Raw genomic sequence first — 25,620 nt, 5'->3', positions numbered from 1 at the left:
CCCGGGCCCCGGAAACGCCACCGGGGCGGCACCCCCGTGAGGGTGCCGCCCCGGTGGACCGCAGGACGGTCGATCAACCTGTCAGGTCGATCAGAAGTCCATGTCACCGCCCGGCATGCCGCCCGGAGCGGCCGCGGCGGCCTTCTCCGGCTTGTCGGCGATGACGGCCTCGGTGGTCAGGAACAGCGCGGCGATGGACGCGGCGTTCTGCAGGGCGGAGCGGGTGACCTTCGCCGGGTCGATGATGCCCTCGGCGATCATGTCGACGTACTCGCCCGTGGCGGCGTTGAGGCCGTGGCCCGGGGTCAGGTTGCGCACCTTCTCCACGATGACGCCGCCCTCGAGGCCGGCGTTCACGGAGATCTGCTTCAGCGGGGCCTCCAGGGCCAGCTTCACAGCGGCGGCACCGGTGGCCTCGTCGCCCTCGAGCTCGAGCTTCTCGAAGACCGAGGAAGCCTGGAGCAGGGCCACGCCACCACCGGCGACGATGCCCTCCTCGACGGCGGCCTTGGCGTTGCGGACGGCGTCCTCGATGCGGTGCTTGCGCTCCTTGAGCTCCACCTCGGTGGCGGCACCGGCCTTGATGACGGCCACGCCGCCGGCCAGCTTCGCCAGGCGCTCCTGGAGCTTCTCGCGGTCGTAGTCCGAGTCGCTGTTCTCGATCTCGGCGCGGATCTGGTTGACGCGGCCCTGGACCTGCTCGCTGTCACCGGCACCGTCGACGATGGTCGTCTCGTCCTTGGTGATGACGACCTTGCGGGCGCGGCCGAGCAGGTCGAGACCGGCGTTCTCCAGCTTGAGGCCGACCTCCTCGGAGATGACCGTGCCACCGGTGAGGATGGCGATGTCGCCCAGCATGGCCTTGCGGCGGTCGCCGAAGCCCGGGGCCTTGACGGCGACGGACTTGAAGGTGCCGCGGATCTTGTTGACGACCAGGGTCGACAGGGCCTCGCCCTCGACGTCCTCGGCGATGATCAGCAGCGGCTTGCCGGACTGCATGACCTTCTCGAGGAGCGGCAGCAGGTCCTTGACCGAGCTGATCTTCGAGTTGACGATCAGGATGTACGGGTCCTCGAGCGAGGCCTCCATACGCTCCATGTCGGTGGCGAAGTACGCCGAGATGTAGCCCTTGTCGAAGCGCATACCCTCGGTGAGCTCCAGCTCCAGACCGAAGGTCTGGGACTCCTCGACGGTGATGACGCCTTCCTTGCCGACCTTGTCCATGGCCTCGGCGATGAGCTCGCCGATCTGGGTGTCGGCGGCGGAGATGGAGGCGGTGGAGGCGATCTGCTCCTTGGTCTCCACGTCCTTGGCCTGCTCGAGCAGGGCGGCGGAGACGGCCTCGACGGCCTTCTCGATACCGCGCTTCAGGGCCATCGGGTTGGCACCGGCGGCCACGTTGCGCAGGCCCTCGCGGACGAGCGCCTGGGCGAGGACGGTCGCGGTCGTCGTGCCGTCACCGGCGACGTCGTCCGTCTTCTTCGCGACCTCCTTGACCAGCTCGGCGCCGATCTTCTCGTACGGGTCCTCGAGCTCGATCTCCTTGGCGATGGACACACCATCGTTGGTGATCGTGGGGGCGCCCCACTTCTTCTCGAGGACGACGTTCCGGCCCTTGGGGCCGAGGGTGACCTTGACGGCGTCGGCGAGCTGGTTCATCCCGCGCTCGAGACCGCGCCGTGCCTCCTCGTCGAACGCGATGATCTTGGCCATGTGAAGTGGTCCTCCCAGGACGGGGTGGAGACTGCTCCGGACCGCGCTGGTGCCCGCGACGGACGGCCTGCGTGCCTCGCGGTTCCTTGCCCCGCTTGGCTCGCCGACCTCACCGACGGTCCAAATCTGTCACTCTCACTCGGAGAGTGCTAAGCCCAATGATTAGCACTCGACCCCTGCGAGTGCAAGCGCCTCACACCAACCTGCCCCGTGCCGGATGACCCCACACCTGGACGTGCCCGGAGGCGACCCGGACCTGACGCGGACGCGCGAGGGGCCCGCGTCGTGGAGACGCGGGCCCCTCGGCGAGCTGAGTGAGCCGGTGGTCGATGCGCGCCGGTCAGGCGGTCACCTTGACCATGTCCGCCTGCGGCCCCTTCTGGCCCTGCGAGATTTCGAACTCGACCCGCTGCCCCTCCTCGAGGGTGCGGTAGCCGTCCATCTGGATCGCGCTGTAGTGGACGAAAACATCCGCACCACCGTCGACCGCGATGAAGCCGTACCCCTTCTCCGCGTTGAACCACTTGACGGTGCCCTGAGCCATGCCTAACTCCCCTATTACTGGCCCTTGCACAGGACCGCACCTCGCGGACCCGGGTCAGACCTCACCCCCAGACAGGATGGGGGTGTGCGCCGGAACGCGTCGACCGCCGCTGAATGTATCTGCACGGATGCCGTCTGCAACAGGTCAGTCGGACGAGAATTCCGGGCGCGGCCGATCGGTTATTACTACCTATTTCGCCAGCTTCTCGGGCAAGTCGGACCGGGCATAACGCAACCAACCCGGCAATTCGTGCACATGTCGTGGGCACAACTTGACGGGTTCTCATATGCGTTCGGCAGTGACACCGGAGGGGGAACGCCCCAACTGTATCGCGGTTCAACAGACGGAATCACCCCGTCCGTTTTACGGGCGGGGTGATTCCGGTGAATTCCGCAGGAACGCTTCGGAAGGGTCGGGCCAAGGGTCCGGCCCCGGGAGGCCTGCCCAGGAAGGGCTTCGGGGCCTCCCCGGTCAGCCGCCGGCGACCGCCGGAATGATCGACACCCCGGCGCCATCCGGAGTGGCTGCTTCCAGTCCGCCCTCGAACCGTACGTCGTCGTCATTGACGTACACATTCACGAAACGGCGCAGCTTTCCGCCCTCGTCGAGAACACGGGCGGCGATTCCGGGGTGGTTCTTCTCCAGGGAGGCGATGACTTCACCGAGAGTGGCTCCCTCGGCGGAAACTTCTGCCTTACCGGAGGTGTAGGTGCGAAGGATGGTGGGAATGCGGACGCTGACGCTCATGGGATCACCTTTGGTTTGAGGTAGTAAACGGCCGGGCAATGGGCCCGCTCGGCAATGGCCTCGCTTAAAGGCCCGTGAGGGGCCTAAAGGCCAGTGAGGCCCCGGCTCAAAGGCCCGCGAGCCCCGCCGTCCGGAACGCGCTCAGCGAAGGCGGAATCGTCGCGGTCGGCCCCGCCGCCACCGCGTCCAGCGTCTTGAGCCCGTCGCCCGTGTTGAGCACGACGGTGGTCAGGGACGGGTCCAGCCGCCCGTCCTCCAGGAGCTTCCGGGTGACCCCGACCGTCACCCCGCCCGCCGTCTCCGCGAAGATCCCCTCCGTCCGGGCCAGCAGCCGGATCGCCTCGACGATCCGCTCGTCGTCCACGTCCTCCACGGCCCCGCTCGTGCGCCGGGCGATGTCGAGCACGTACGGCCCGTCGGCCGGGTTGCCGATGGCCAGGGACTTCGCGATGGTGTCCGGCTTCACCGGCCGCACCACCTCGTGCCCGTCCTTGAAGGCGCGCGAGACCGGCGCGCACCCCTCGGCCTGCGCGCCGAAGATCCGGTACGGGCGGTCCTCGACCAGCCCCAGCGCGACGAGCTCCTTCAGCCCCTTGTCGATCTTCGTCAGCTGCGAGCCCGAGGCGACCGGCACCACGATCTGGTCCGGCAGCCGCCAGCCCAGCTGCTCGCAGATCTCGTACGCGAGGGTCTTGGAGCCCTCCCCGTAGTAGGGCCGCAGATTGACGTTGACGAAGCCCCAGCCCTCGCCCAGCGGGTCGCCGATGAGCTCACTGCAGAAGCGGTTGACGTCGTCGTACGTCCCCTCGATCCCCACCAGCTCGCCGCCGTAGACAGCGGCCATCACAACTTTGCCGGCCTCCAGGTCGTGCGGGATGAAGACACAGGACCGAAGGCCCGCGCGCGCCGCCGCGGCGCCCACCGCTCCGGCAAGGTTCCCCGTCGAGGAGCACGAGAGGGTGGTGAAGCCGAAGGCGCGCGCCGCCTCGACGGCGATGGCGACGACGCGGTCCTTGAAGGAGTGCGTGGGGTTTCCGGAGTCGTCCTTGACGTACAGCCCGCCGGTGACGCCCAGCTCGCGGGCGAGGTTGTCGGCCTTGACGAGCTTGGTGAAGCCGGGGTTGAGGTTCGGCCGGTCCGCGACGTCGGCGGGGACCGGCAGCAGGGGGGCGTAGCGCCAGATGTTCGCGGGTCCGGCCTCGATGCGGCGGCGCAGCGACTCGGGGTCGCCGACGGGGAGCTCGTAGGCCACCTCGAGGGGGCCGAAGCAGCTCACGCAGGCGAAGGAGGGACCGAGCGGGAAGCGCTCGCCGCACTCGCGGCAGGAGAGCGCGACGGCGGGTCCGAAGGAAGCGGTGGCGCGAGGTACGGAGGTACGACTTTCAACGGCTTCGACAGCCATGGAGGCGAGGCCCTTTCTCCTCATCTTCCTCGCGGCGAACGTCACCACGAGACGGATTTGGCACCTTCCCCGCCGGGAGCCTCGCGTCGTATGACCGAGACCGGCTGGAGGGTTGCCGGGGCTTCAACGGGCCGTGTCCCTCTGCCCCTCTGGATGAGCGGTATGGCCCGGGCGCAGCCGGGCGTTTGTGCGCGTGACGACCCCCGACATAGGACGGCCGTCCGCGTTGTTCAAGACTGTAACGGAAGGGGTGGCCGCTTGAGAGGGCCGTCCGAACCGCGAGATGCGTCACAGCGACGATCACCGACGATCAACGACGAGGAGTCATGCACGTGCTGGAAGAGGTGGAGCGCTGGCTCGCCCAGCGGTCCTGGTCCGCCGCCGACCGTCCGCTCGACCAGCTGCTGGCCGCCAAGGGCGACACGGGCACCACGGTCAGCGTGGTGCTGCCGGCGCTGAACGAGGAGGCGACGGTCGGCGAGATCGTGGCGACGATCCGCCGCGAGCTGACGGCGGACGGCGGGCCGGGGGCCGTGCCGCTGGTGGACGAGCTGGTGGTGCTGGACTCCGGTTCCACGGACCGGACGGCCGAGGTCGCGGCGGCGGCCGGCGCGCGCGTCGTGCACCGCGACGAGATCCTGCCGCGGCTGCCCGCGCTGCCGGGCAAGGGCGAGGTGCTGTGGCGGTCCCTGCTGGCGACGACGGGCGACGTCGTCTGCTTCGTCGACGCGGACCTGAAGGACTTCTCCGGCGACTTCGTCTCGGGGATCGTCGGCCCGCTGCTGACCGATCCCGGGGTGCAGTTCGTCAAGGCGATGTACGACCGTCCGCTGGGCGAGGTCGCGGGGCAGGGCGGCCGGGTCACCGAGCTGGTGGCGCGCCCGCTGCTGAACCTCCACTGGCCGCAGCTCGCGGGCTTCGTCCAGCCGCTGGGCGGCGAGTACGCGGCCCGCCGCTCGCTGCTGGAGCGGCTGCCGTTCCCCGTGGGCTACGGCGTGGAGCTGGGCCTGCTCGTGGACGCGCTGCACACGGTGGGCCTGGACGCGCTGGCGCAGGTCGACGTGGGCGTGCGCAAGCACCGCCACCAGGACGGCCGGGCGCTGGGCCGGATGGCCGCGACGATCTACCGCACGGCGCAGTTGCGGCTGGCCCGGGGCCATCTGGTGCGTCCGGCGCTCACCCAGTTCGAGCGCACGGCGGAGGGGTTCGTGCCGCGCACGTACGCCGTGGACACGGAGGAGCGGCCGCCGATGGCGGAGATACCGGAGTACGCCCGGCGGCGCGCGGCGTAGCCGTCCGGGCTTCCGGGCGTCCGGACGGGGAACGGGATGTTCCCCGTGTGGCACCCGACGAGCCGTGCGTACGTTTGAGCGGTTCGCCGGGGGCAAGGCTGGCGTCATGGTCGCTGAGCATCCCCCGCCCGTCCCGGTAGCCGCAGCCCCGGTAGCCGCCGCGCCCATCGTCGTGGCGTCCAACCGGGGGCCGGTCTCGTACTCGACACGCGAGGACGGCTCGCTGGTGGCCGGGCGGGGCGGCGGCGGGCTGGTGTCCGGGCTGAGCGAGATCGGACGGGATCCGCGGGGCGCGGCGGCGGTGTGGGTGTGCGCCGCGCTGGGCGAGGGCGACCGGCTGGCGGCGTCCCGCGCGGGCCGAAGACTCGACCCGGCCGACACGGGCGGGCTGCGGGTGCGGATGCTGGACATCCCGGCCGGGACGTTCTCCGCCGCGTACAACGGCGTGGCCAACTCCGTGCTGTGGTTCGCCCATCACATGCTCTGGCAGACCCCGCTCGAACCGGTATTCGACAAGGAGTTCCGGTCGCAGTGGGCGGCCTACGAGGCGTACAACAGCGCCTTCGCGGACGCGATCGCCGAGGAGGCGGCGGAGGGTGCCGTCGTCCTCGTCCAGGACTACCACCTCACCCTCGTCCCCGGGCTGCTCCGCGCCCGCCGCCCCGACCTGCGCGTCGGCCACTTCTCCCACACCCCGTGGGCCCCGCCGGACTACTACCGGCTGCTGCCGGACGACGTCGCCGAGCAGGTGCTGCGCGGCGTCCTCGGCGGCGACCGGGCCGCCTTCCTGACGCGGCGCTGGGCGGAGGCGTTCGCCGCGTGCTGCGCGGACGTCCTGGGAGCCGAGGTGGTGCGCGAGGAGCACGGGGGCGCGGCGGCGGTGCGTTTCGCGGGGCGTACGACCCTGCTCGGCGTCCACGCGCTCGGCGCGGACGCCGACTTCCTGCGCGAGCGCGCGCACCGGCCGGACGTGGAGGAGCGGCTGGCGGCGCTGCGGGAGCAGATCGGGCCCGGCCGCCGGACGATCCTGCGGGTCGACCGCACGGAGCTGTCCAAGAACATCGTCCGCGGCCTCCACGCCTACCGCCGGCTGCTGGAGGACCACCCCCACTGGCGGGGCCGGGTGACCCACCTCGCCTTCGCCTACCCCTCCCGGCAGGACCTGGAGGTCTACCGCGACTACACCGCCGAGGTGAAGCGCGTCGCGGATTCGGTCAACGCGGAGTTCGGCACGGCGGACTGGCAGCCGGTGATCCTGCATGTGAAGGACGACTTCGCCCGTTCCCTGGCCGCCTACCGGATGGCGGACGTGGCGCTGGTCAACCCCATTCGCGACGGCATGAACCTGGTGGCCAAGGAGGTCCCGGCCGTCTCCGACCACGGCTGCGTCCTCGTCCTGTCCCGCGAGGCCGGGGCGGCGGCGGAGCTCGCCGGGGAGGCGATCGTCGTCAACCCGTACGACGTCGAAGCGACGGCACGCGCCCTGCACGTTGCCCTCCTGATGGACCCGGGCGAGCGCGCGGAACGAGCCGAACGCCTGGCCGCGGCGGCGACCCGGCTACCGCCGGCTCGCTGGTTCACGGAGCAGTTGCATGCGCTGGAGGGGGACGCCACGTAGGGGGTACGCCCCGTAGGGGCGCGGGGAACTGCGCGAACGGCCACGGACGGCCCGCAGCCGCCCACCCCGCCGGAGCGCACGGCGCTTTCGCGCGACCACCCGTGCGGGCCGGTGGGGGCTGGTCGCGCCCGCGCGGCGGTAGCCGCATATCGACACTGCCCCGCGCCCCTTGACGGGGCGCGCGCGGCGCGTTCGCGCACCCCGTTCGTGCGGGCCGACGCCTCCACCGCCCGGCACCCCCCGCGGAGCGGACGGGTAGCCATGCACCCATGCCGAACGCTCCGCGCTGGGCCGCCGCCGCGGCCGCCACCACGCTCATAGCCGTCACCGCCACCGGCTGTTCCTCCGGCTCCGACAGCGGCAAGGACGCCGGCTCGAAGGCCGCGAAGGCCGACGCCTCGGCCTCTCCCTCGGGCACCTCGTCCCCGTCCTCGTCCTCTCCCTCAGCCGGAGGCGTCACCGTTCCGGCCGGTCCGGGCCCCCAGGGCTCGTACACCGTCCAGAAGCAGCCCGAACCGGGCACCTGCGCCTACCGGTACACCGCCGCCAAGGAACCCCTCCCGGACCCCAAGTGCACCCCGGGCGCGACCAATCCCAAGGTCACCCAGGCAACCCTCAAGACCACCATCTGCCGCAGCGGTTACACCGCCGACATCCGCCCCGGCACCAACATCACCAGCCGGGAGAAGACCGCGAACGCGGCGTCCTACGGCTACAAGGGCTCGCTGAAGGACGCCGAGTACGACCACCTCATCAGCCTCCAGCTCGGCGGCGACCCCAACGACCCGCGCAACCTGTGGGTCCAGCCGCCCTCCCCCGGCCACAAGACGGGAGCCGGGCCCAACAATCCCAAGGACGTGGTCGAGAGCAAGCTCAAGGCCGCGATCTGCTCGGGGAAGACGGAGCTGGCGAAGGCCCAGCAGGCGATCGTCAAGGACTGGACGACCGCGCTGTCGGCGCTGGGCCTGACGAACGAGAAGCCGGCCGCGAAGGACCCCAAGGCGGAGGACGGCGAGTAGCGGGGTCAGTCGGGTAGCGGGATCAAGCGAGCCTGTCGGCGAGCCCCGTCAGGAGCTCCACCACCCCCGCCGGCCCGTCCACCACGAGATCCGCCCGCTCGGCGAGCACGGCGACCTCGGCGCTGCCGCTGCACACCAGGGTGCCCGGCACCCCCTCGGTGCGCAGCTTCTCGACCGCCGCGAAGGCGGCGAGATCGCCGAGGTCGTCACCGGCGTAGAGGACGGCGGAGGCGCCGGTCTCACGGACGTACTCGGCGAGGGCCACGCCTTTGTCCATGCCCGGCGGTCGCAGCTCCAGCACCAGCCGGCCGGGTTCGACGATCAGGCCGTGGCGCTCGGCGAGGGCGGCAAGCGGCGCGCGCAGGGTGTCGTAGGCGGCCTGGGGGTCGTCGGCACGGCGGGTGTGGACGGCGATGGCGCGGCCTTTGTCCTCGATCCAGGTGCCCCGCCAGGCGCCCGATTCGTCCAGTACGCCGGGGAGTTCCGCCTGGACGGCCGCCACGCCCGGGTGCGGGGCGGGGGCGTGGACGGTGCCGGTGACGGCGTCCCAGCGCTCGGCGCCGTAGTGGCCGAGCACCACCAGGTGCTCCAGGCCCGGGATTCCGGCGAAGCCGCCGTAGCGCACGGCCACCCCGGCCGGGCGGCCGGTCACCACAGCCACCGACCCCAGGCGCGGGGCGAGCCGGGCGAGGGCGGGCACGGCCCCGGGGTGGGCGCGGGCCCGCTCGGGGTCGGGCACGATCGGCGCGAGCGTGCCGTCGAAGTCGAGGGCGACGACCGCGCGTTCGGGCCGCGCCAGCAGCGCGGCCAGGCCGTCACGGCCGGCCTCGGTCACGGGTTCCGGGAGGAGGTGGCTGCCCATACGGCGACCCTACCGGGGTGCCCGCCACGGGGGCGGGCGGATGCCGGCCTTGGCCGTCGCCTCAGCGGCGCTCGCGGCGCTCGTCCCGCAGCCGTCGCAGCCGGTTGACCGTGACGGGGTCGTGCGCGAGGGCGCGCGGATCGTCGAGGAGCGCGTTGAGCAGCTGGTAGTAGCGGGTGGGCGTGATGCCGAGGCGCTCGCGCACGACCCGCTCCTTGGCGCCCGGCCCCGGCCAGGACCGCCGTTCCAGGGCGAGCACGGCGAGATCGCGCTCGGAGAGCCCGCCTTGGTCGTCCGACCCGCCTTGGTCGTCCGACCCGCCTTGGCCTTCCGGCCCGCCCTGGCCGTCCCGCCCGCCCTGGTCGTCGCTCACGTCGTCCAACCTAGCGGCCCGCGAGCTCCGCGGCCTCCGCCTCGCGCTGGATCTCGCCGAGCACGGCGGACGGGTCGCCGCCCTTCTGCACGACCGTGCCGATCTTCTCCTTGATCGTGGCGCTGACCTTCGCCCAGGAGGTCTTGTCGGCGGGGTAGAACTCGGCGATCTGGAGCTGGGAGAGGAACGGCCAGAGGGCCTCGTAGCGGCGGTCGCCCTGCATCGAGGCGGAGGCCGACTCGGTCACGGGCAGCAGGTCGTACTGACCGACGAAGCTCAGCACGTTGTCCTTGCTGAACACGAAGTCGAGCAGGGTGCCCAGCTGGTCGCGGTGACCGCCCTGCTTGAAGGCCATCATCCAGTCGGCGACGCCCATGGTGGAGCTCGCCTTGCCCTTGACACCGGGCAGCGGGGCGATCTGGAAGTCGATCTTCCCGGCCCTGGCCTGCTGCATCAGGGTGGGGTGGCCGTGGAGCATGCCGACGTCGCCCTTGCAGAACGCGTCGAAGACGTCCTGGCGGTTGGTGCGGGCCGGGTCGTTCGGGCCGGTGAGGCCCTTGCCGACGAGCTCGTCGCGCAGCCAGGCGAACGCCTTGACGTTGGCCTCGGAGCTGATCGTGTAGGCACCGGTGTTGTCGGTGTAGCCACCGCCGCCGCCCAGCATCCACAGCATGGTCTCGGCGGGCGCCTCCTCGGGACCCAGCGGCACGCCGAAAGGTATCTTCACGCCCGCCGCCTTGAGCTTGACCGCGGCCGCCTGGACCTCGTCCCAGCTCTCGGGCGCCTTCACGACGCCCGCCTTGGCGAAGAGGGCCTTGTTGTAGAAGAGCATGCGGGTGCTGGAGACGAACGGCAGGCCGTACTGCACCCGGTGGACCTCGCCCGCCTTGGCGAGCGAGGAGATGAAGTCCGCCTGGGTGGGCACGGAGATCATCTGGTCGGCGCTGTAGAGCTTCCCGGCCGCGGCGAAGTCGGCGTACGCGCCGATCTGCGCGATGTCGGGGGCCTTGCCGGCCGCGACCATGTCGGCGACCTTCTTGTCGACCTCGGTCCAGCTGTAGACCTCGACGTCGAGCTTGACGCCCTTGTTCTTGGCCTCGAAGTCCTTGGCGAACTGCTCCCAGTACTTCTTGGAGCTGTTGGCCGGCTTGTCGCCATAGTCCGCCGCGACGAGCTTCAGCTTCTTGTCGCCGCCAGGGGCGGAGCTCCCGCACGCCGTCAGCGCGGGCGCCAACGCCGCCGTCGCGGCACCAGCCGCCGTCATGCCCAAGAACCGCCGCCGCTGCACTACTGCTACCCACCTTGTGGTTCGTGTCCGCCGTGTGGAGACCGTGGAATCTCCCCCCTGGGATTCGCGAGTCCCGTGGAGACCGTGAGTTTCTCCCGCGCGCAACCATACGGTCTACGGCTCCGGGGTTTCGCTTCGGTATCGCCGTATCGCCCTTCCCCCAGGTCACGGGGGCCTGCTATGCACGGGGACGACCGCCGACCGCTCATCCCACGAGGAGCAAGCGCATGAAGCCGTCCCTCACCCATCGTGAACTTCTCACTCAGCCGGAGAGCTGGCGCCGCGCGGCCCACGCCGCGTCGTCGGCTACCGGCCTTCCCGTTCCGGGGGAACGGGTCGCCGTCACCGGCTGCGGCACGTCGTGGTTCATGGCCCAGGCGTACGCGGCGCTGCGGGAGGCGGCCGGGCAGGGCGAGACGGACGCGTTCGCCGCGTCCGAGTTCCCGCGCGGGCGGGCGTACGACCGGGTCGTGGCGATCACGCGGTCCGGTACGACTACGGAGGTGCTGCGCGTGCTGGCGGCGGCGGGGGGCACCCCCACCCTGGCGATCACCGCGGATCCGAAGACGCCCGTCATGGACGCGGCGACGGAGGTGGCCGTCCTGGACTGGGCGGACGAGGAGTCCGTCGTGCAGACGCGCTTCGCGACGACGGCGCTGGCGTTTCTGCGCGCGGGCCTTTCGCCGTCCGGCGCGGCGGTGGTGGCGGACGAGGCGGAACGGGCGCTGTCCGCCCCCTTGCCGGCCGCCGTGGTGGAGGCGGAGCAGTGGACGTTCCTGGGGGCCGGCTGGGCGTACGGGCTGGCGCAGGAGGCGGCGCTGAAGATGCGGGAGGCGGCGGGGGCGTGGACGGAGGCGTACCCGGCGATGGAGTACCGGCACGGTCCGGTGGCGATCGCGGGGCCGGGGCGGGTGGTGTGGTCGTTCGGGCCACTGCCGGAGGGGCTGGCGGGGGAGGTGGCCGCGACGGGGGCGACGCTGGTGGCGGATGGGGGCGATCCGATGGCGGATCTGGTGCGGGCGCAGCGGCTGGCGGTGGCGGTGGCGGAGTCGAGGGGGCTGAACCCTGACGCGCCGCGTCACCTGACACGGAGCGTGGTGCTTTCCGGCTGAGCGGGGCGCCTCCCGCGCGGGTTCCGCCGACTTCCGGCCGCCCGCCGTGGGGGTTTCCGCGCCTTCGGCGCGGGGTTTCGCCCACCCACCCGCCCGATTGCTCGGCACGGATCGGCCCGGGTAGGGGCTGGCCGACGGTGGCACCCCCAGGGTGGTGACGCGAGGGGGCGGGGTGGGGCGGACGGGCCCTGGTAGGGGCGTAAAGAGCTCTTCGCCGCTGGAGCCGAGCACGGGGCACCCATCACGTGATGGCAGGCACCGCGAAGAGCTCAGCCCCGTAAGGGCCCGTCCGCCCCACCCCGCCCCCGACCCACGACACACCGCAAGGGAGGCGGGGCCCCACGGCGAGTGGACTAGACCTTTCCTGCCCGTAAGGGCGAGACTACAGACGTGAAACACGTCATCGCCCTGGACGTAGGCGGCACCGCGATAAAGGCCGCACTGATCGCCCCGGACCACACCCTGCTGTACGAAACCCGCAGGCCGACCGAGCGCGCCAAGGGCCCGGAGGCCGTCGTGGCCGGCATCCTCGCCCTCGCCGCCGACCTGCGCGAGCACGGCCGCCGTACGTACGGCGAGCCGGCCGCCGCGGCCGGCATCGCCGTACCCGGCATCGTGGACACGGACAGCGGCACGGCCGTCTACGCCGCGAACCTCGGCTGGCGCGACCTCCCGCTGCGCGACCGGCTCAGCGAGCACCTGGGCGGCACGCCCGTGGCCCTCGGCCACGACGTCCGCACGGGCGGCCTCGCCGAGGGCCGCGTCGGCGCGGGCCGGGACACCGACCGGTTCCTCTTCGTACCGCTGGGCACCGGCATCGCCGGGGCGATAGGCGTCGACGGCCGGATCGAGGCGGGCGCCCACGGCTACGCGGGCGAGATCGGCCACATCGCCGTGCGCCGAGGCGCCGACGCCGACGCGCTCGACTGCGGCTGCGGCGGCCGCGGCTGCCTGGAGACGATCGCCTCGGCGTCGGCGGTCAGCCGCGCCTGGGCGGCGGCGAGCGGCGACCCGGACGCCGACGCCGCCGACTGCGCCGAGGCGGTGACGTCCGGCGATCCGCGCGCCCTGAAGGTGTGGCAGCACGCCGTGGACGCCCTCGCCGACGGTCTCGTGACGGCCCTGACCCTGCTCGACCCGCGCCTGTTGATCATCGGCGGTGGCCTGGCCGAGGCGGGGGAAACCCTCTTCACCCCCCTGCGCGCGGCGGTCGCCGAGCGCGTCACCTTCCAGAAGCTCCCCCGGATCGTCCCGGCGGCTCTCGGGGACACCGCCGGCTGCCTGGGCGCGGGCCTGCTCGCCTGGGATCTTCTTCTCGCAACGGACTCCATGGAGGTATCCGCCCGATGACCGAACGAACGGTTCTCACCGGCGCCCGCGTGGTGCTGCCGACCGGCGTCGCGGAGGGGGGCCGCGTAACGATCGAGGGCGACCGCATCGCGGAGGACGCGCCGCGCGAGGCGAAGGAGCTGGACCTCACCGGCCACTGGATCGTCCCCGGCTTCGTGGACATCCACGTCCACGGCGGCGGCGGAGCGTCCTTCTCCGCCGGTTCGGCCGAGGAGGCGCTCACCGCGATCCGTACCCACCGCGCGCACGGCACCACCACGATCGTCGCGTCGACGGTCACGGGCGACCTGGACGACCTCGCCCGGCAGGCGGCGACCCTGGCCGAGCTGACCGAGCAGGGCGACCTGGCGGGCATCCACTTCGAGGGCCCGTTCATCTCCGCGCACCGCTGCGGCGCCCACCAGCCGGAGCTCCTGCGCGACCCGGACCCGGCGGACGTCCGCAAGCTCGTCGACGCGGCGCGCGGCGCGGCCCGGATGATGACGCTGGCGCCGGAGCTGCCGGGCGGCCTGGAGTCCGTCCGGCTGCTCGCCGAGCACGGCGTGATCGCCGCCGTGGGCCACACGGACTCGACGTACGAGGCCACGCTGGAGGCGATCGAGGCGGGTGCGACGGTCGCGACGCACCTGTTCAACGCGATGCCGTCGCTGCTGCACCGCGCGCCCGGCCCGATCGCGGCGCTGCTGGAGGACGAGCGGGTCACGGTCGAGCTGATCAACGACGGCACCCACCTCCACCCGGCCGCCCTCCAGCTGGCCTTCCACCAGGCCGGCGCGGACCGGGTCGCGTTCATCACGGACGCGATGGGCGCGGCGGGCATGAGCGACGGGATGTACCCGCTGGGCCCGATGCGCGTCGAGGTCAAGGACGGCGTCGCGCGGATCGCGGACGGCCCGACGGCGGGCTCGATCGCGGGCTCCACGCTCACCCTCGACACCGCGTTCAAGCGCGCGGTGACGATCGACCGGCTGCCGGTCGAGGACGCGGTACGGGCCCTTTCGACGACCCCGGCGCGGCTGCTGGGCCTGTCGGACCGGATCGGCACGATCGAGCCGGGCAAGGACGCGGACCTGGTCGTCCTGGACGAGGCGTTCGGTCTCGTCGGCGTGATGCGCAAGGGTGAATGGCTGGTTAAGCCCGAAGTGCGGTAATTCTTCTCCCACTTCGTCGAGGGCGGCGGGTCCGTAGGTCTGGGCCTGCCGCCCTCGCTTTGGCATGATCGCTGGCGCAACCACCACTGCCGCCCGCTGTCGCCCCGGTCGAGGAGAGAGGCGCCGATGATCCTCACGGTCACGCTCAACGCCGCGCTCGATCTGACCTACCGCGTCCCCCGGTTGCTCCCGCACACCTCGCACCGCGTCCGGCACTCGGCCGAACGGCCGGGCGGCAAGGGCGTGAACGTCGCGCGGGTGCTGGCCGCGCTGGGCCACGAGACGGTGGTCACCGGCTTCGCGGGCGGCGCCACGGGCGACACCCTGCGCCGGCTCCTCGCGGAGTCGACGGGTCCGCTGACCGACGCGCTGGTGCCCATCACCGGCGCCACGCGCCGCACGGTGGCCGTCGTGGACGACGCGACCGGCGACGCGACGCAGCTCAACGAGGCGGGCCCGGACGTCACTCCGGCCGAATGGGCCGCCTTCGACGACCGTTACGGCCAGCTCCTGCGCGACGCCGACGCCGTCGCCCTGTGCGGCAGCCTGCCGCCGGGTGTCCCCGTCGGCGCCTACGCCCACCTGATCCGCCAGGCCCGCGCCCGGCACGTGCCCGTCCTCCTCGACACCAGCGGCGAACCGCTGCGGCGCGGCATCGCCGCCCGACCGGACGTCGTCAAGCCCAACGCCGCCGAACTGGCCGCCCTGACGGGCTCCACGGACCCCCTGCCCGCGGCCCTGGACGCCCGCCGCCGCGGCGCCCACGCCGTCGCGGCGTCCCTGGGCCCCGACGGCATGCTGGCCATCACCCCCGACGGCACCTGGCGCGCCACCCCACCTGCCCCCCTGCGGGGCAATCCCACGGGCGCGGGCGACTCGGCCGTCGCGGGCCTCCTCTCGGCCCTGACGGAGGGCCTGCCCTGGCCGGACCGCCTCATACGCGCGGTGTCCCTGTCGGCGGCAACGGTCCGCGCCCCGGGCGCGGGCGAGTTCGACGCGGGGGCGTACGAGGAACTGAGGACGGCGGTACGGGTCGAGGAGCTTTGAGCGAACGCCGGCTCCCCGGGGGCTGGGGCGCAGCCCCAGGAAACGGTGAAAGGGCGGGACAGGGGCCTCTCACCCGCCGCAGCGGCGACCGGCCCACACGGCGCGACCCGGCGGTGCCGAAGCGCCCGTTACCCACGGAGGGGTTGAGCAGCCCATGCCACTGACCCGCACCCACGACCTGATGACCGCAGGCGGAGCCGTAGCCGCCTTCAACGTCATCACCCTCGAGCACGCCGAAGCCATCGCCCTCGGCGCGGAGGCGGCCGGCGCCCCCGCCATCCTCCAGATCTCGGAGAACGCCGTGAGGTTCCACGGCGGCAACCTGGCCCCCATCGCCGCCGCGACGGCGGCGGTGGCCCGCGCGTCGACGGCGCGCCTCGCCCTCCACTTGGACCACGTGGAGAGCATGGACCTCCTGAGGGCCTCCGCCGCCCACGACTTCGACTCGGTCATGTTCGACGCGTCGAAACTCCCGTACGGCGAGAACGTCAAGGCCACGGCCGCCGCGGTGCGCTGGGCCCACGAACGCGGCATCTGGCTGGAGGCGGAGCTGGGCCGCGTCGGCGGCAAGGCGGGCGACGCCCACACCCCGGGCGTCCGCACCGACCCGGCCGAGGCGGCCGCCTACGTGGCCGACACGGGCGTGGACGCCCTGGCCGTGGCCGTCGGCAGCACCCACGCCATGACCGAACGCACGGCCACCCTCGACCACCCCCTCATCAAAACCCTCGCCGCCACGGTCCCGGTCCCCCTGGTCCTCCACGGCTCCTCAGGCGTCCCGGACGCGGAAATCCGCCGCGCCATCGCGTCCGGCATGAAGAAAATCAACGTCGGAACGGCCCTCAACACGGCCTACACCACCGCCGTCCGCGCCTTCCTGGACACCCACCCCTCCACGGTCGACCCCCGCAAATACCTCGCCCCCGCTCGCGAGGCGATGACGGGGGCGGTGGCGGGGTTCCTGCGGATCGTTAGCTGAGCCAGACCTGGTCGAGGTGGGACTCGCACGAGTCGCCCGGCTCGCAGGAGAACTTGAGGGTGTTGGTGCCCTTGTTGAGCGACACCTGGACCCAGCTGGTGAACCAGCCGTTCTCCCAGTCACCCGGCTTGGCGCCGTAGTTCTTCATCTTGATCGGGCTGAAGGTCTTGTTGCCATTGGCCCACGTGGTGAGGCTGGCGTCCTTGCCGGGGACGCCGTAGCGCAGATTCAGCCGGTAGTCCCCGGCCTTCTCGACATCCACGGTCCATTCGACGGTCGCACCCGGCTGGTTCATCCCCGTGATGTAGATGCCTCCATCAGCATTGGCACCCTTCACGGTCTTCTCCGTGGTGGCACCGCCGCTGAGCCGAAGGTTCGACGCGTCACGCTTCTGCTGGCCGTTGACCGAAGGATTCTTCGGCTGGTCGGTCTTGTCCTTGTCCTTCTGCTTCTTCGCGTCGCCGCCCTTGGCCGCCTCGTCGCCGCCCGGCTTCTCCTCGCCACCGGCAGACGTCTGCTTGTCGTCCGACGAGCTGTTCGTCAGCATCGCCACGCCGATGCCGCCCGCGACCACGAGGACGACCGCTATCGCGGCTATGAGCAGCCCCCGCCGCTTCGGCCGCGCGGGGCCTCCCGCACCGTGACCGCCGTGGCCGCCCTGTCCGCCCCGCACGGCCGCCTGGCCCTGCGTGGGCGCGCCCAGCGTCTCCGGCGCCGCATAGTGCGGGTTCGGTCCGCCCGGCCGCTGGGCCGCCTGGCCGCCGAGGTTCGAGCCGACGCCCTGCGTGCCGCCGTACGTGCGGGAGCCCACCGGGCGTACCTGGTTGTAGGACGTGCGGGGAACGCCCGGCTGATAGGCGGCGGGCTGCTGCTGGCCGCCCTCGCCCGATCCGCCCTCCGAGCGGTACAGGTAGCCGAACGGGTCGTCGTTCTCCGGCGCTCCGGACGCTCCCGAACCGCTGCCCGCGCCGTTGTTACCGGCCGTCATCCCCTGTCACTCCCCATATCCCACATGGTGTGCCCGTCGGCTCCCACGCACCACGCTCGGCGGCGGTGCCGCATCGGCGAAGCGTACCCCGAGTGGGTGGTTTCACGCCGGGCACCCGGGCTCGGGGGGCCGGGCAAACCGGCACTCATCCGGCGCGTCGCCCCGCCTTCGCCCGTGCCCGCTTCTCCCTGTACATCCGCTGGTCAGCGGAGTGCAGCACCTCGTCCGCGCTCATGCCGCAGCCCGCCCAGCCGATTCCGAAACTCGCCCCCACCCGGACGGCCCGACCGTCGACCCTTATGGGCGGAATGATGGCATTTCGTAGCCGGACAGCAAGATCTTCGGCGTCCGCCAGGGCCAGCCCGTCGGCGAGGACGACGAACTCGTCGCCGCCGAGCCGGGCGACGGTGTCGCCCTCCCGCACGCCGTTGCTCAGCCGCCGGGCGACCTCTATCAGCACCGCGTCACCCGTGTGGTGGCCGAACCGGTCGTTGATCGACTTGAAGCCGTCGAGGTCGCAGAAGAGGACGGCCAGGCCCTTGGTGCCGTCGTCGGTGTCCTCGTCCGGGGCGATCGCGTGCTCGTGGTGGTCGTAGGCGTGGCCGTGCCCGTGGCCGTAGCCGACGGAGATCCCCGGGCCGCCGCCGAAGTCCTCGGGCGGGAAGTCCGGCGCGTAGTCGGGGCCGGTGTCGGAGCCGAAGCCGTGGCCGTGGGCCCCTGTGGAGGGGAGTGCACCCGCCGACAGCGGCTCGGGCACGTACGCCGTGCTCTCGACGCTCGCGACCTCCGCGAAGCCGTCGAGCGCCCCGTACGGGCCGACGGCCGCCGCCCCGTGGGTCTCGCTGCCGGGCGGGCGGCCGCAGAGCCGGCTGCTGAGGCGGGCGCGGAGCTCGGCGCTGTTGGGCAGGCCCGTCAGGGAGTCGTGGCTGGCGCGGTGGGCGAGCTGGAGCTCGTGCCGCTTGCGCTCCTCGATGTCCTCCACGTGGGTGAGCAGGAAGCGCGGGCCGTCGGCGGCGTCGGCCACGACCGAGTTGCGCAGCGACACCCAGACGAACGTGCCGTCCCGCCGCGCCAGCCGCAGCTCGGCACGGCCGCCCTCGGCGGAGGTGCGGAGCAGGGTGCCTATGTCCTCGGGGTGGACGAGATCCGCGAAGGAGTAGCGCCGCATCTGGGAGGCGGAGCGGCCGAGCAGCCGGCACAGCGCGTCGTTGGTGCGGTGGAGCCGGCCGTGCTGGTCGCCGCCCATCTCGGCGATGGCCATCCCGCTCGGCGCGTATTCGAACGCCTGCCGGAAGCTCTCCTCGCTGGCGCGCAGCGCCTGCTGTTCCCGTTCGAGTCGGACCAGAGCGCGCTGCATATTTGCGCGTAGACGAGCGTTGCTGATCGCAATCGCCGCTTGCGACGCATACATCTGAAGAGCTTCGCGGCCCCATGCGCCGGGTCTACGGCCGTTGCGCGGTTTGTCCACAGAGATGACGCCGAGCAGCTCGCCGCCGGAAGGGCCCGTGGTGTACATCGGGGCGAAGAGCCGGTCCATCGGGTGCCACTCGTCGGCGAAGCGCGGGGCGGGGCCGGCAGTGTGCCACTGGGGGACGTCGTCGTCGTCGAGGACCCAGCCCTCGGTGTACGGGATGAAGCGCAGATCACCCCACTCGTCCCCCATCGCCAGCCGCCGCTCCCAGGACACGCGGGAGCCGACGCGCCCCGCCATCAGGGCCTCCGCGCTGGCGCTCCCGGCCACGGCGGCGACGACGAGATCACCGTCCGGGCGGACGAGGTTGACGGCGGAGAGCTCGTAGCCGAGCCCGGACACGACACCGTCGGCGACGGTCTGCAAGGTGTCCGCGAGGCTGCGCGCGGTGTTCAGGTCCGCGATCGCCCGATGGACCTGTTTCAAGGTGGCCAGGCGGACGTACGGCTCCGACTCGGTCTCCATAGCTCGCTCTCCCCCGAGACCTCGACAGCAAACTCCAGGCTTCTTGTTCGTCCGATTACCCGGCCACTGAATCACAGCGAGCTGACCACCCGGTACACAGGGTCAACAATTAGCGCCCTCTGTGACTCATGTCACAAGCGGCGTTGAAGTCGCACCCCTGGCGTTCGATCGCGCTCTTATGCTTAATGAACGCAAATTCGAGGGCCCGGAAAAGACACGAACGGACATGATCAGATCTCTTCCGGACCGATTCCCACGCGGACGTACGCGCACAGGCTCTCAGGACCTAGGACCCGACCGGAACCCCGACTGGTCCCGCAGCCCGATGCGTCTCATCCCCCGGGACGGCTAGCGTTCGAGGCGTGTTGCAGACGACTTCGCCCACCGAGACCGGCATAGCCCATCCTGAGGGAGTGACCGCCGAGCCAGACACCCATCGCGAGGGCCACCCCGAGGGTGTGACCGCCGACGAATTCCGCGCCGCCCTGACCCGGCTGGCCGCCGGCGTCGTGCTGGTGACCGCGCACGACCCGGAGGACGGCCCCCGCGGCGAGGACGTCGGCATGACGGCCACCGCCTTCGTCTCCGTCTCCCTGGACCCGCCCCTGGTGATGGTGAGCGTCCGCAACGGCTCCCGCATGGACGACCTGCTGGAGCGGCAGCCCGCCTGGGCGGTCTCCCTGCTCGCCGAGGGCCAGCGCCACATCGCGGGCCGCTTCGCCATGAAGGGCCGCATCAGCGACCGGCTCCTCTTCGCGGACGTCCCCCACGAGCGCGGCACGGTCAGCGGCGCGCCCCTGATCAAGGACACCCTGGCCGTCCTCGAGTGCCGCACCGAGCAGCGCGTGGTGGCCGGGGACCACACGCTCGTCATCGGCCGGGTGCTACGGGCGGACACGCCCGGCACGGACACCGGCCCGCTGGCGTACTTCCGGGGACGCTACCGCCACCTGGACTAGCGCCGGCCGGCTTCGGTCAGTGCCAATCGCGGCCGGTACGTCCCCGTTTGGTGTCGGCGCGCTGCTTCTTCTCCCGCAGCCGCCGCTCATTGATGCCGCGCGGGATCTTCGTGGGCCGCCGCGGCTTCGGCGGCGGCGCGCTCGCCTCGGCCAGCAGCGCCGCCAGCCGCACGGCCGCCGCCTCGCGGTTCCGCCACTGCGAGCGGTGCTCCGAGGCCCGTACCGTCACGACGCCGCCGACGAGCCGGCCCGCGAGCCGCTCCAGCGCGCGCTCCTTCCACACCTCGGGCAGCGCTTTCGTCGCCGCGAGGTCGAAGCGCAGCTCGACCTGGCTGTCGCTCGTGTTGACGTGCTGCCCGCCCGGCCCGGAGGAACGCGAGAAGCGCCACAGGAGCTCGGCCTCGGGGAGGGAGACGGAGCCGCGGATGACGTAGGGACCGGACATGCGTCCCATGTTCCCCCGGCGGACGCGGACACGTCACCTCGTTTATCCGCGATATCCGCAGCGGGCACGGAGGCGCGGCGGCGCGGGGTGCACCAGGTGCACGATCCTGCCGTGCTTACGGGCCTGCTCGATCAGGGCCTGCTTTGTGGCGCCGATGGCGGCGTCAGCGGCCTTGCGGGCCATGGTGCTCTTGGCCAGGAACCTCGGGCGGAAGTCCTCGACGGCGATGACGTCGTGATCGCGGACAACCTTCCTGGCCCACTTACGGCCGGTGTCCTCACGCTGCCTCGCGACCTTCTTGTACGCCTTCGCCCGCAGTTTCCTCGCCGCACGGTAGCCCCTCGATCCGGGCTGCCCATTCTTCGGCTTGCGGCGAGCCATCATCCGGTCGTACCGGCTCAACTTCACCCGAGCCTTCCTGCCATGCTCGGCATGCGGCAAGTCGTGCGGGTCGGACGTGGTGGTCGCGGTCTCCTTCACGCCCCAGTCGACGCCGAGTACGCGGCCGGTCTCCGGCAAAGGCCGGACTTGCGCGGGGACGACGAACGAGCAGTACCAGTGCCCCAGGCCGTCCTGGTACACGCGCACCGAGGACGGCTTGGCCGGCAGTTCCCGCGACCACACCACCGTGACGACAATGCCCCCGGCCAGATGCAGCCTGCCGCCCTTCAGCCGGAACCCGCACCGGGTGTAGTTGAGGGTCGGCAGTGCCTCGCGCTTGGTCTTCCACTTCGGCATCCCTGCCCGGCGCGCCACGGGCACGCGCTCCGCGATGTCCTTCTGCGCCTTGGCGCGGGAGCGGCCGAAGTCGCGGATGACCTGCTGCTGGGGAACCGACGAGCCCTCACGCAACCACGGCGTACGGGCACGGGCCTCGGTCAGCATCTTGCAGAGTTGAGCCGGGCCGCACGTGGCCGGTACGGGGCGCTCCGCACCCTGAACCGGCTACGGCGGCATTCCACGTCACAAGAAACAGGTAAACGCGGAATGGAACCCCCGTCCCCCACATGGCGTTATCAGGGATGTGACGGCGGCCTGGAGCGCGCCGCGAGTCGACGTAGAAGCAGAAAGGGACTCATCCCATGGCTGTAAGCCTGTCCAAGGGCGGCAACGTCTCCCTCACCAAGGAGGCCCCGGGCCTGACGGCCGTCACGGTCGGCCTCGGCTGGGACGTCCGCACCACCACCGGCACGGACTTCGACCTCGACGCCAGCGCCATCGCCGTGAACGCGGGCGGCCGGGTCTACTCCGACGCCCACTTCGTCTTCTTCAACAACAAGTCGACGCCGGACCAGTCCATCGTCCACACCGGCGACAACACCACCGGCCAGGGCGAGGGCGACGACGAGCAGATCAACGTGAACCTGGCGGCCCTCCCGGCCGACATCACGAAGATCGTCTTCCCGGTCTCCATCTACGACGCCGCGGCCCGCTCGCAGAACTTCGGCCAGGTCCGCAACGCCTACATCCGCATCGTCAACCAGGCCGGCGGCGCAGAGATCGCCCGCTACGACCTCAGCGAGGACGCGGCCACCGAGACGGCCATGGTCTTCGGCGAGCTCTACCGCAACGGCGCCGAGTGGAAGTTCCGCGCGGTCGGCCAGGGCTACGCGTCGGGCCTCGTCGGCATCGCCCAGGACTTCGGCGTCAACGTCTGAGACGCCTGACGAGTCGGCGTCCGACGAGTCGACAGAGGGCCGCCTCGTCCTCCCCCACCGGGACGAGGTGGCCCTCCGCGCACCCTTGCTGTTTGTCGTCGCGTCAGTACGCCACGGTGAACCGGGCCCGCCGGTGCGCGGGCCGCTCGGCCTCGTCCAGCAGGGCCACGGCCAGATCCTCCATGGAGACGGCCGACGCGCCCTCGGCGTCGACGAGCAGTTCGTCGCGGCCCAGCCGGTACGCGCCCGTCCGCTCGCCCGGCTCCAGCTGCGCCGGCGGGCTCAGGTACGTCCAGTCCACGGCCGCGCCGGCGGCACGGCAGGCGGCCAGCTGCTCGACGCAGGCCACCGCGATGGGCCGCCACGCCTCGGGGACGTACGCCGGGTCGTCGACGACGAGGACACGGCCGTCCGTGCCCGGCACGGAGAGACCCCCCGCGCCGCCGACGAGCAGCAGCCGGGCGTCGGCGTCCGCGACCCCGGCCAGCAGGGCCTCCGCCATGGGGACGAGTTGGCCCTCCTGCCCGGGCGCGGGGCGGGTGGCGCCGACGACCACGTCCTGCCCGGCGCTCAAGGCAGCGACCTCCTCGACGACCCCCGCGTCGCCGACGCGTATTTCCGCTGCCTCGGGCAGTCCCGCCGCCCGGCCCCGGGCCAGGTCACGGACGACGGCGGTGACGTGGTGCCCCCGGGCCAGCGCCTCGGCGACGACCCGGCGCCCCACGTTCCCGGCGGCGCCGAACACGGTGACTCTCAGGGGCTTACGCATCTCTTCACTCATGACGTCCTCTTCCTCTTCTTCCTTGACTCTCAGCTCTTGTGTGCGAGTTGACCGGACGCGAGCCGCTTCTTGGGCTGCGTCTGTGCCACGACCAGGGCGGCCAGGACGACCAGCCCGCCCAGCCCCTGCGCGACGGTGAGGGACTGACCGAGCGCGAGCCAGCCGACCACCGTGGCGACGACGGGGCTCAGCAACCCGAGGAAGGTGACGTCCGTGGCGGGCAGCGCCCGGATGCCCCGGAACCACAGCACGTAGGCGAACGCGGAGCCGATGACGGCCAGATAGCCGTACCCGGCGAGGTTCGCCGCGGTGAGCGACGTGGGCGGCGCGCCTTCCACGAGGAGCGCGATCGGGACCAGCAGCAGGCCTCCGGCGACGAGCTGCCAGCCCGTCGCCGCGAGCGGCGGCGCGGACGAGGCCCAGCGCTTGCTGAGCACGACGCCGGTGGCCATCACCACCGCGCCGCCGACCGCGGCCGCCACCCCGATCCCGTCGAGCCGCGCGTCGGCCCGCAGGACGAGCATGCTGACGCCGGCCACGCCCACCGCGCCGGCGACCACCGTGCGGACGGAGAGCCGCTCCCCCAGCAGTCCGGTGGAGAGCCCGGCGGCCAGCAGGGGCTGGACGGCCCCGATGGTGGCGGCGACACCGCCGGGCAGCCGGTACGCGGCGACGAACAGCAGCGCGAAGAACGCGCCGATGTTGAGCGCGCCCAGCACCAGCGCCCGCCACCACCAGTCGCCCTTCGGCAGCCGCCGGGTCACCACCACCAGGGCGAGGCCCGCGGGCAGCGCCCGCACGACCGCCGCCAGCAGGGGCCTGCCGGGCGGCAGGAACTCCGTGGTGACGACGTAGGTGGTGCCCCAGATGGCGGGCGCCAGCGCGGTGAGGAACACGATCCCGATCCGATTGCTTAGCACTAAGCCAATATAACTCATCGCTAAGCTATCGGTGAGTGATCTACCTCACCACTAAGACATTGCTAAGCTGAGGCCGTGGCAGATCACGTCGACCGAGTACTCGAACAGTGGGCGCAGGAACGGCCCGACCTGGACGCCTCCCCCATGGCCGTGATCGGCCGGCTGAACCGGGTGCACCAGCTGATCAGCACCGAGCTCCGGCGCACCTTCGCCGCGCACGACCTGGACGGCGCCTCCTTCGACGTCCTCGCCACCCTCCGCCGCAACGGCCCCCCGTACCGCCTCACCCCGGCCGGGCTGATGCGCTCATCGATGGTCACCTCCGGCGCCATCACCCAGCGCCTCGACCGCCTGGAGGCCCGCGGCCTCGTCATCCGCACCCGCAGCGACCACGACGGCCGCAGCGTCGTCGTCTCCCTCACGGACGAGGGCCGCGCCCTCATCGACCGCGTCCTCCCGGACCACATCGCCACGGAGGAACGCGTCCTGGCGGCCCTGAGCCCGGGCGAACGGGAGGCGCTGGCGGGATCACTGCGCACCCTGCTGGAGTCGCTGGGCGACAGGACGGGCTGATCCCGCCCCTGCGACGAGCGAGTCCCGCCGACGAGCGAGCCGGCGACTCAGCTCAGCCGGGCGTCCGCGTAGACGACCATCGCGTCACGCTGGTAGGCGGCCAGACCATCGGCGATCCTGTCGAAGTTCGCGCGGAACTGCGGGTCGTCGACGTACGTCTGCCCCACCCCCTTGTACGCGCAGGCGTTCGGGGTCCAGAAGTCGCACACGCCCCGGTAGTGGGCGTCCACCTCGGCCTGTACCGCCGGGTCGGCGACCGGGACGCCGGCCACCATGAACTCCGCCATGCGGATCATCTGCGCCGTCACCTCCCGCTGCCACCGCTCCGTGTCCTCGGCGGTCATCGCCTCGACGGCCTGCCGGGACTGCTCCCACTCGCGCGGCCACCGCTCCCGCACCTCCGCGTCGGTCTCGGCGTCGGCGGGGCCGAAGCCCTCGAACAGGTTCTCCGGCCGGTTGATCTTCGTCATGCCGTTGTCCTCCCCTTCCTCCAGTTCGGTGATGGTGCGGCCGACGGTGCGGACGAGCGTCTCCAGCCGGTCGCGCTCGTCCAGCAGCCGCTCGTAGTGCTCGCGGAGCGCGGCCAGCCGGTCGACCTGGCTGTCCAGGACCGCCTGGATCTCGCGCAGCCCCAGCCCCAGCTCCCGCATCAGGAGGATCTGCTGCAACCGCAGCAGATCGGCCTCCTCGTAGTAGCGGTGCCCGCTGCTCCCCGTCCACGCGGGCGGCAGCAGCCCGATCTCGCCGTAATGCCGCAGCGTCCGGGATGTCACCCCGGACATCCGGGCCACATCCGCGATCGACCAGGCCATCCGTCCAGCCTTCCCACATCACCGGGCCGGTCGTTCCGGCCCTGGGGAAGA

General features: G+C 71.9%; 24 protein-coding genes, 1 pseudogene and 1 riboswitch. Of the genes and pseudogenes, 11 read left to right on the top strand and 14 right to left on the bottom strand.

Annotation, left to right across the window (positions count from 1 at the left end):
* Nucleotides 1-90: 90 nt before the first annotated feature.
* From groL to thrC, 4 genes are all read right to left on the bottom strand, one after another.
* The gene (gene groL, locus EKH77_RS18815) at nucleotides 91-1,713 is read right to left on the bottom strand and encodes a chaperonin GroEL (protein ID WP_126915498.1); all 1,623 of its coding nucleotides are present in this window, start codon (nucleotides 1,711-1,713) and stop codon (nucleotides 91-93) included.
* Nucleotides 1,714-2,053: 340 nt separating this feature from the next.
* Nucleotides 2,054-2,257 carry a cold-shock protein gene (locus EKH77_RS18810; protein ID WP_004954158.1) on the bottom strand — a complete coding sequence of 68 codons (204 nt, stop codon included), beginning with the start codon at nucleotides 2,255-2,257 and terminating at the stop codon, nucleotides 2,054-2,056.
* Between the two features lie 471 nt (nucleotides 2,258-2,728).
* Entirely contained in the window at nucleotides 2,729-3,004 is a 276-nt protein-coding gene (locus EKH77_RS18805) for a MoaD/ThiS family protein (protein WP_126915497.1), read from the bottom strand.
* A 106-nt stretch (nucleotides 3,005-3,110) separates the two neighbouring features.
* Nucleotides 3,111-4,406 (bottom strand): threonine synthase, encoded by a 1,296-nt coding sequence (gene thrC / locus EKH77_RS18800; RefSeq protein ID WP_206279882.1) that lies wholly within the window; start codon nucleotides 4,404-4,406, stop codon nucleotides 3,111-3,113.
* A 17-nt stretch (nucleotides 4,407-4,423) separates the two neighbouring features.
* Nucleotides 4,424-4,566: riboswitch (SAM riboswitch) on the bottom strand.
* 172 nt (nucleotides 4,567-4,738) lie between these two features.
* Here thrC and EKH77_RS18795 point away from each other — a divergent pair.
* From EKH77_RS18795 to EKH77_RS18785, 3 genes are all read left to right on the top strand, one after another.
* Nucleotides 4,739-5,698 carry a glucosyl-3-phosphoglycerate synthase gene (locus EKH77_RS18795; RefSeq protein WP_126918150.1) on the top strand — a complete coding sequence of 320 codons (960 nt, stop codon included), beginning with the start codon at nucleotides 4,739-4,741 and terminating at the stop codon, nucleotides 5,696-5,698.
* A 106-nt stretch (nucleotides 5,699-5,804) separates the two neighbouring features.
* A complete protein-coding gene (locus EKH77_RS18790) occupies nucleotides 5,805-7,316 on the top strand; it encodes an alpha,alpha-trehalose-phosphate synthase (UDP-forming) (RefSeq protein WP_126915495.1) in 1,512 nt (503 codons plus the stop codon).
* 269 nt (nucleotides 7,317-7,585) lie between these two features.
* A complete protein-coding gene (locus tag EKH77_RS18785) occupies nucleotides 7,586-8,335 on the top strand; it encodes a hypothetical protein (protein ID WP_126915494.1) in 750 nt (249 codons plus the stop codon).
* A 22-nt stretch (nucleotides 8,336-8,357) separates the two neighbouring features.
* Here EKH77_RS18785 and otsB read toward each other — a convergent pair whose 3' ends face one another.
* From otsB to EKH77_RS18770, 3 genes are all read right to left on the bottom strand, one after another.
* Complete coding sequence (otsB, locus tag EKH77_RS18780; RefSeq protein ID WP_126915493.1) at nucleotides 8,358-9,197, bottom strand: trehalose-phosphatase; 840 nt, start codon at nucleotides 9,195-9,197, stop codon at nucleotides 8,358-8,360.
* 61 nt (nucleotides 9,198-9,258) lie between these two features.
* Complete coding sequence (locus EKH77_RS34355) at nucleotides 9,259-9,570, bottom strand: DUF3263 domain-containing protein (protein WP_126915492.1); 312 nt, start codon at nucleotides 9,568-9,570, stop codon at nucleotides 9,259-9,261.
* A 10-nt stretch (nucleotides 9,571-9,580) separates the two neighbouring features.
* Complete coding sequence (locus tag EKH77_RS18770) at nucleotides 9,581-10,834, bottom strand: extracellular solute-binding protein (RefSeq protein ID WP_240667418.1); 1,254 nt, start codon at nucleotides 10,832-10,834, stop codon at nucleotides 9,581-9,583.
* A 251-nt stretch (nucleotides 10,835-11,085) separates the two neighbouring features.
* On the opposite strand from EKH77_RS18770, the gene EKH77_RS18765 reads away from it, so the two are divergent.
* From EKH77_RS18765 to EKH77_RS18745, 5 genes are all read left to right on the top strand, one after another.
* Nucleotides 11,086-11,970, top strand: a complete 885-nt coding sequence (locus EKH77_RS18765) for an SIS domain-containing protein (RefSeq protein ID WP_126915490.1) — start codon at nucleotides 11,086-11,088, stop codon at nucleotides 11,968-11,970.
* Nucleotides 11,971-12,360: 390 nt separating this feature from the next.
* A complete protein-coding gene (locus EKH77_RS18760) occupies nucleotides 12,361-13,320 on the top strand; it encodes an ROK family protein (RefSeq protein ID WP_126915489.1) in 960 nt (319 codons plus the stop codon).
* Nucleotides 13,317-14,471, top strand: a complete 1,155-nt coding sequence (gene nagA / locus EKH77_RS18755; protein WP_126915488.1) for an N-acetylglucosamine-6-phosphate deacetylase — start codon at nucleotides 13,317-13,319, stop codon at nucleotides 14,469-14,471. Before EKH77_RS18760 ends, nagA begins: the two co-directional genes overlap by 4 nt.
* A gap of 126 nt (nucleotides 14,472-14,597) precedes the next feature.
* Entirely contained in the window at nucleotides 14,598-15,518 is a 921-nt protein-coding gene (locus EKH77_RS18750; protein WP_126915487.1) for a 1-phosphofructokinase family hexose kinase, read from the top strand.
* A gap of 154 nt (nucleotides 15,519-15,672) precedes the next feature.
* Complete coding sequence (locus EKH77_RS18745; protein ID WP_126915486.1) at nucleotides 15,673-16,497, top strand: class II fructose-bisphosphate aldolase; 825 nt, start codon at nucleotides 15,673-15,675, stop codon at nucleotides 16,495-16,497.
* Here the strand turns inward: EKH77_RS18745 and EKH77_RS18740 are convergent.
* Together EKH77_RS18740 and cdgB are read right to left on the bottom strand one after the other, a co-directional pair.
* Nucleotides 16,490-17,485 (bottom strand): carbohydrate-binding protein, encoded by a 996-nt coding sequence (locus EKH77_RS18740; RefSeq protein WP_126915485.1) that lies wholly within the window; start codon nucleotides 17,483-17,485, stop codon nucleotides 16,490-16,492. The two genes, EKH77_RS18745 and EKH77_RS18740, sit on opposite strands and share 8 nt — an antisense overlap.
* Nucleotides 17,486-17,630: 145 nt before the next feature.
* On the bottom strand, nucleotides 17,631-19,421 hold the full coding sequence (gene cdgB, locus EKH77_RS18735) for a diguanylate cyclase CdgB (RefSeq protein ID WP_126915484.1): 1,791 nt from the start codon (nucleotides 19,419-19,421) through the stop codon (nucleotides 17,631-17,633).
* 413 nt (nucleotides 19,422-19,834) lie between these two features.
* Between cdgB and EKH77_RS18730 the strand changes: the two genes are divergently transcribed.
* Nucleotides 19,835-20,380: a flavin reductase family protein gene (locus EKH77_RS18730; RefSeq protein ID WP_276319226.1), complete on the top strand. Its 546-nt coding sequence runs from the start codon at nucleotides 19,835-19,837 to the stop codon at nucleotides 20,378-20,380.
* 16 nt (nucleotides 20,381-20,396) lie between these two features.
* Here the strand turns inward: EKH77_RS18730 and arfB are convergent, their stop codons facing one another.
* Both arfB and EKH77_RS18720 read right to left on the bottom strand, forming a co-directional pair.
* Nucleotides 20,397-20,834 (bottom strand): alternative ribosome rescue aminoacyl-tRNA hydrolase ArfB, encoded by a 438-nt coding sequence (gene arfB, locus EKH77_RS18725; protein ID WP_206279881.1) that lies wholly within the window; start codon nucleotides 20,832-20,834, stop codon nucleotides 20,397-20,399.
* A 39-nt stretch (nucleotides 20,835-20,873) separates the two neighbouring features.
* A pseudogene (locus tag EKH77_RS18720) lies at nucleotides 20,874-21,737 on the bottom strand (RNA-guided endonuclease InsQ/TnpB family protein); the annotation flags it as partial.
* A gap of 170 nt (nucleotides 21,738-21,907) precedes the next feature.
* On the opposite strand from EKH77_RS18720, the gene EKH77_RS18715 reads away from it, so the two are divergent.
* The gene (locus tag EKH77_RS18715; RefSeq protein ID WP_126915482.1) at nucleotides 21,908-22,483 is read left to right on the top strand and encodes a TerD family protein; all 576 of its coding nucleotides are present in this window, start codon (nucleotides 21,908-21,910) and stop codon (nucleotides 22,481-22,483) included.
* 103 nt (nucleotides 22,484-22,586) lie between these two features.
* Here the strand turns inward: EKH77_RS18715 and EKH77_RS18710 are convergent, their stop codons facing one another.
* Nucleotides 22,587-23,240: an NAD(P)-dependent oxidoreductase gene (locus EKH77_RS18710; RefSeq protein WP_126918148.1), complete on the bottom strand. Its 654-nt coding sequence runs from the start codon at nucleotides 23,238-23,240 to the stop codon at nucleotides 22,587-22,589.
* 53 nt (nucleotides 23,241-23,293) lie between these two features.
* Nucleotides 23,294-24,160, bottom strand: a complete 867-nt coding sequence (locus tag EKH77_RS18705) for an EamA family transporter (RefSeq protein WP_240667417.1) — start codon at nucleotides 24,158-24,160, stop codon at nucleotides 23,294-23,296.
* Nucleotides 24,161-24,259: 99 nt separating this feature from the next.
* Here EKH77_RS18705 and EKH77_RS18700 point away from each other — a divergent pair, with 99 nt between their 5' ends.
* Nucleotides 24,260-24,757 (top strand): MarR family winged helix-turn-helix transcriptional regulator, encoded by a 498-nt coding sequence (locus tag EKH77_RS18700; RefSeq protein WP_126915480.1) that lies wholly within the window; start codon nucleotides 24,260-24,262, stop codon nucleotides 24,755-24,757.
* A 47-nt stretch (nucleotides 24,758-24,804) separates the two neighbouring features.
* On the opposite strand, the gene EKH77_RS18695 is transcribed toward EKH77_RS18700, so the two are convergent.
* Nucleotides 24,805-25,569, bottom strand: coding sequence for a MerR family transcriptional regulator (locus tag EKH77_RS18695; RefSeq protein ID WP_126915479.1), 765 nt, complete (start codon nucleotides 25,567-25,569; stop codon nucleotides 24,805-24,807).
* Nucleotides 25,570-25,620 lie beyond the last annotated feature (51 nt).

The sequence above is a fragment of the Streptomyces luteoverticillatus genome, assembly GCF_003970715.1.
Lineage (GTDB): Bacteria > Actinomycetota > Actinomycetes > Streptomycetales > Streptomycetaceae > Streptomyces > Streptomyces abikoensis.
This window is presented reverse-complemented; position numbering and strand designations above follow the sequence as displayed.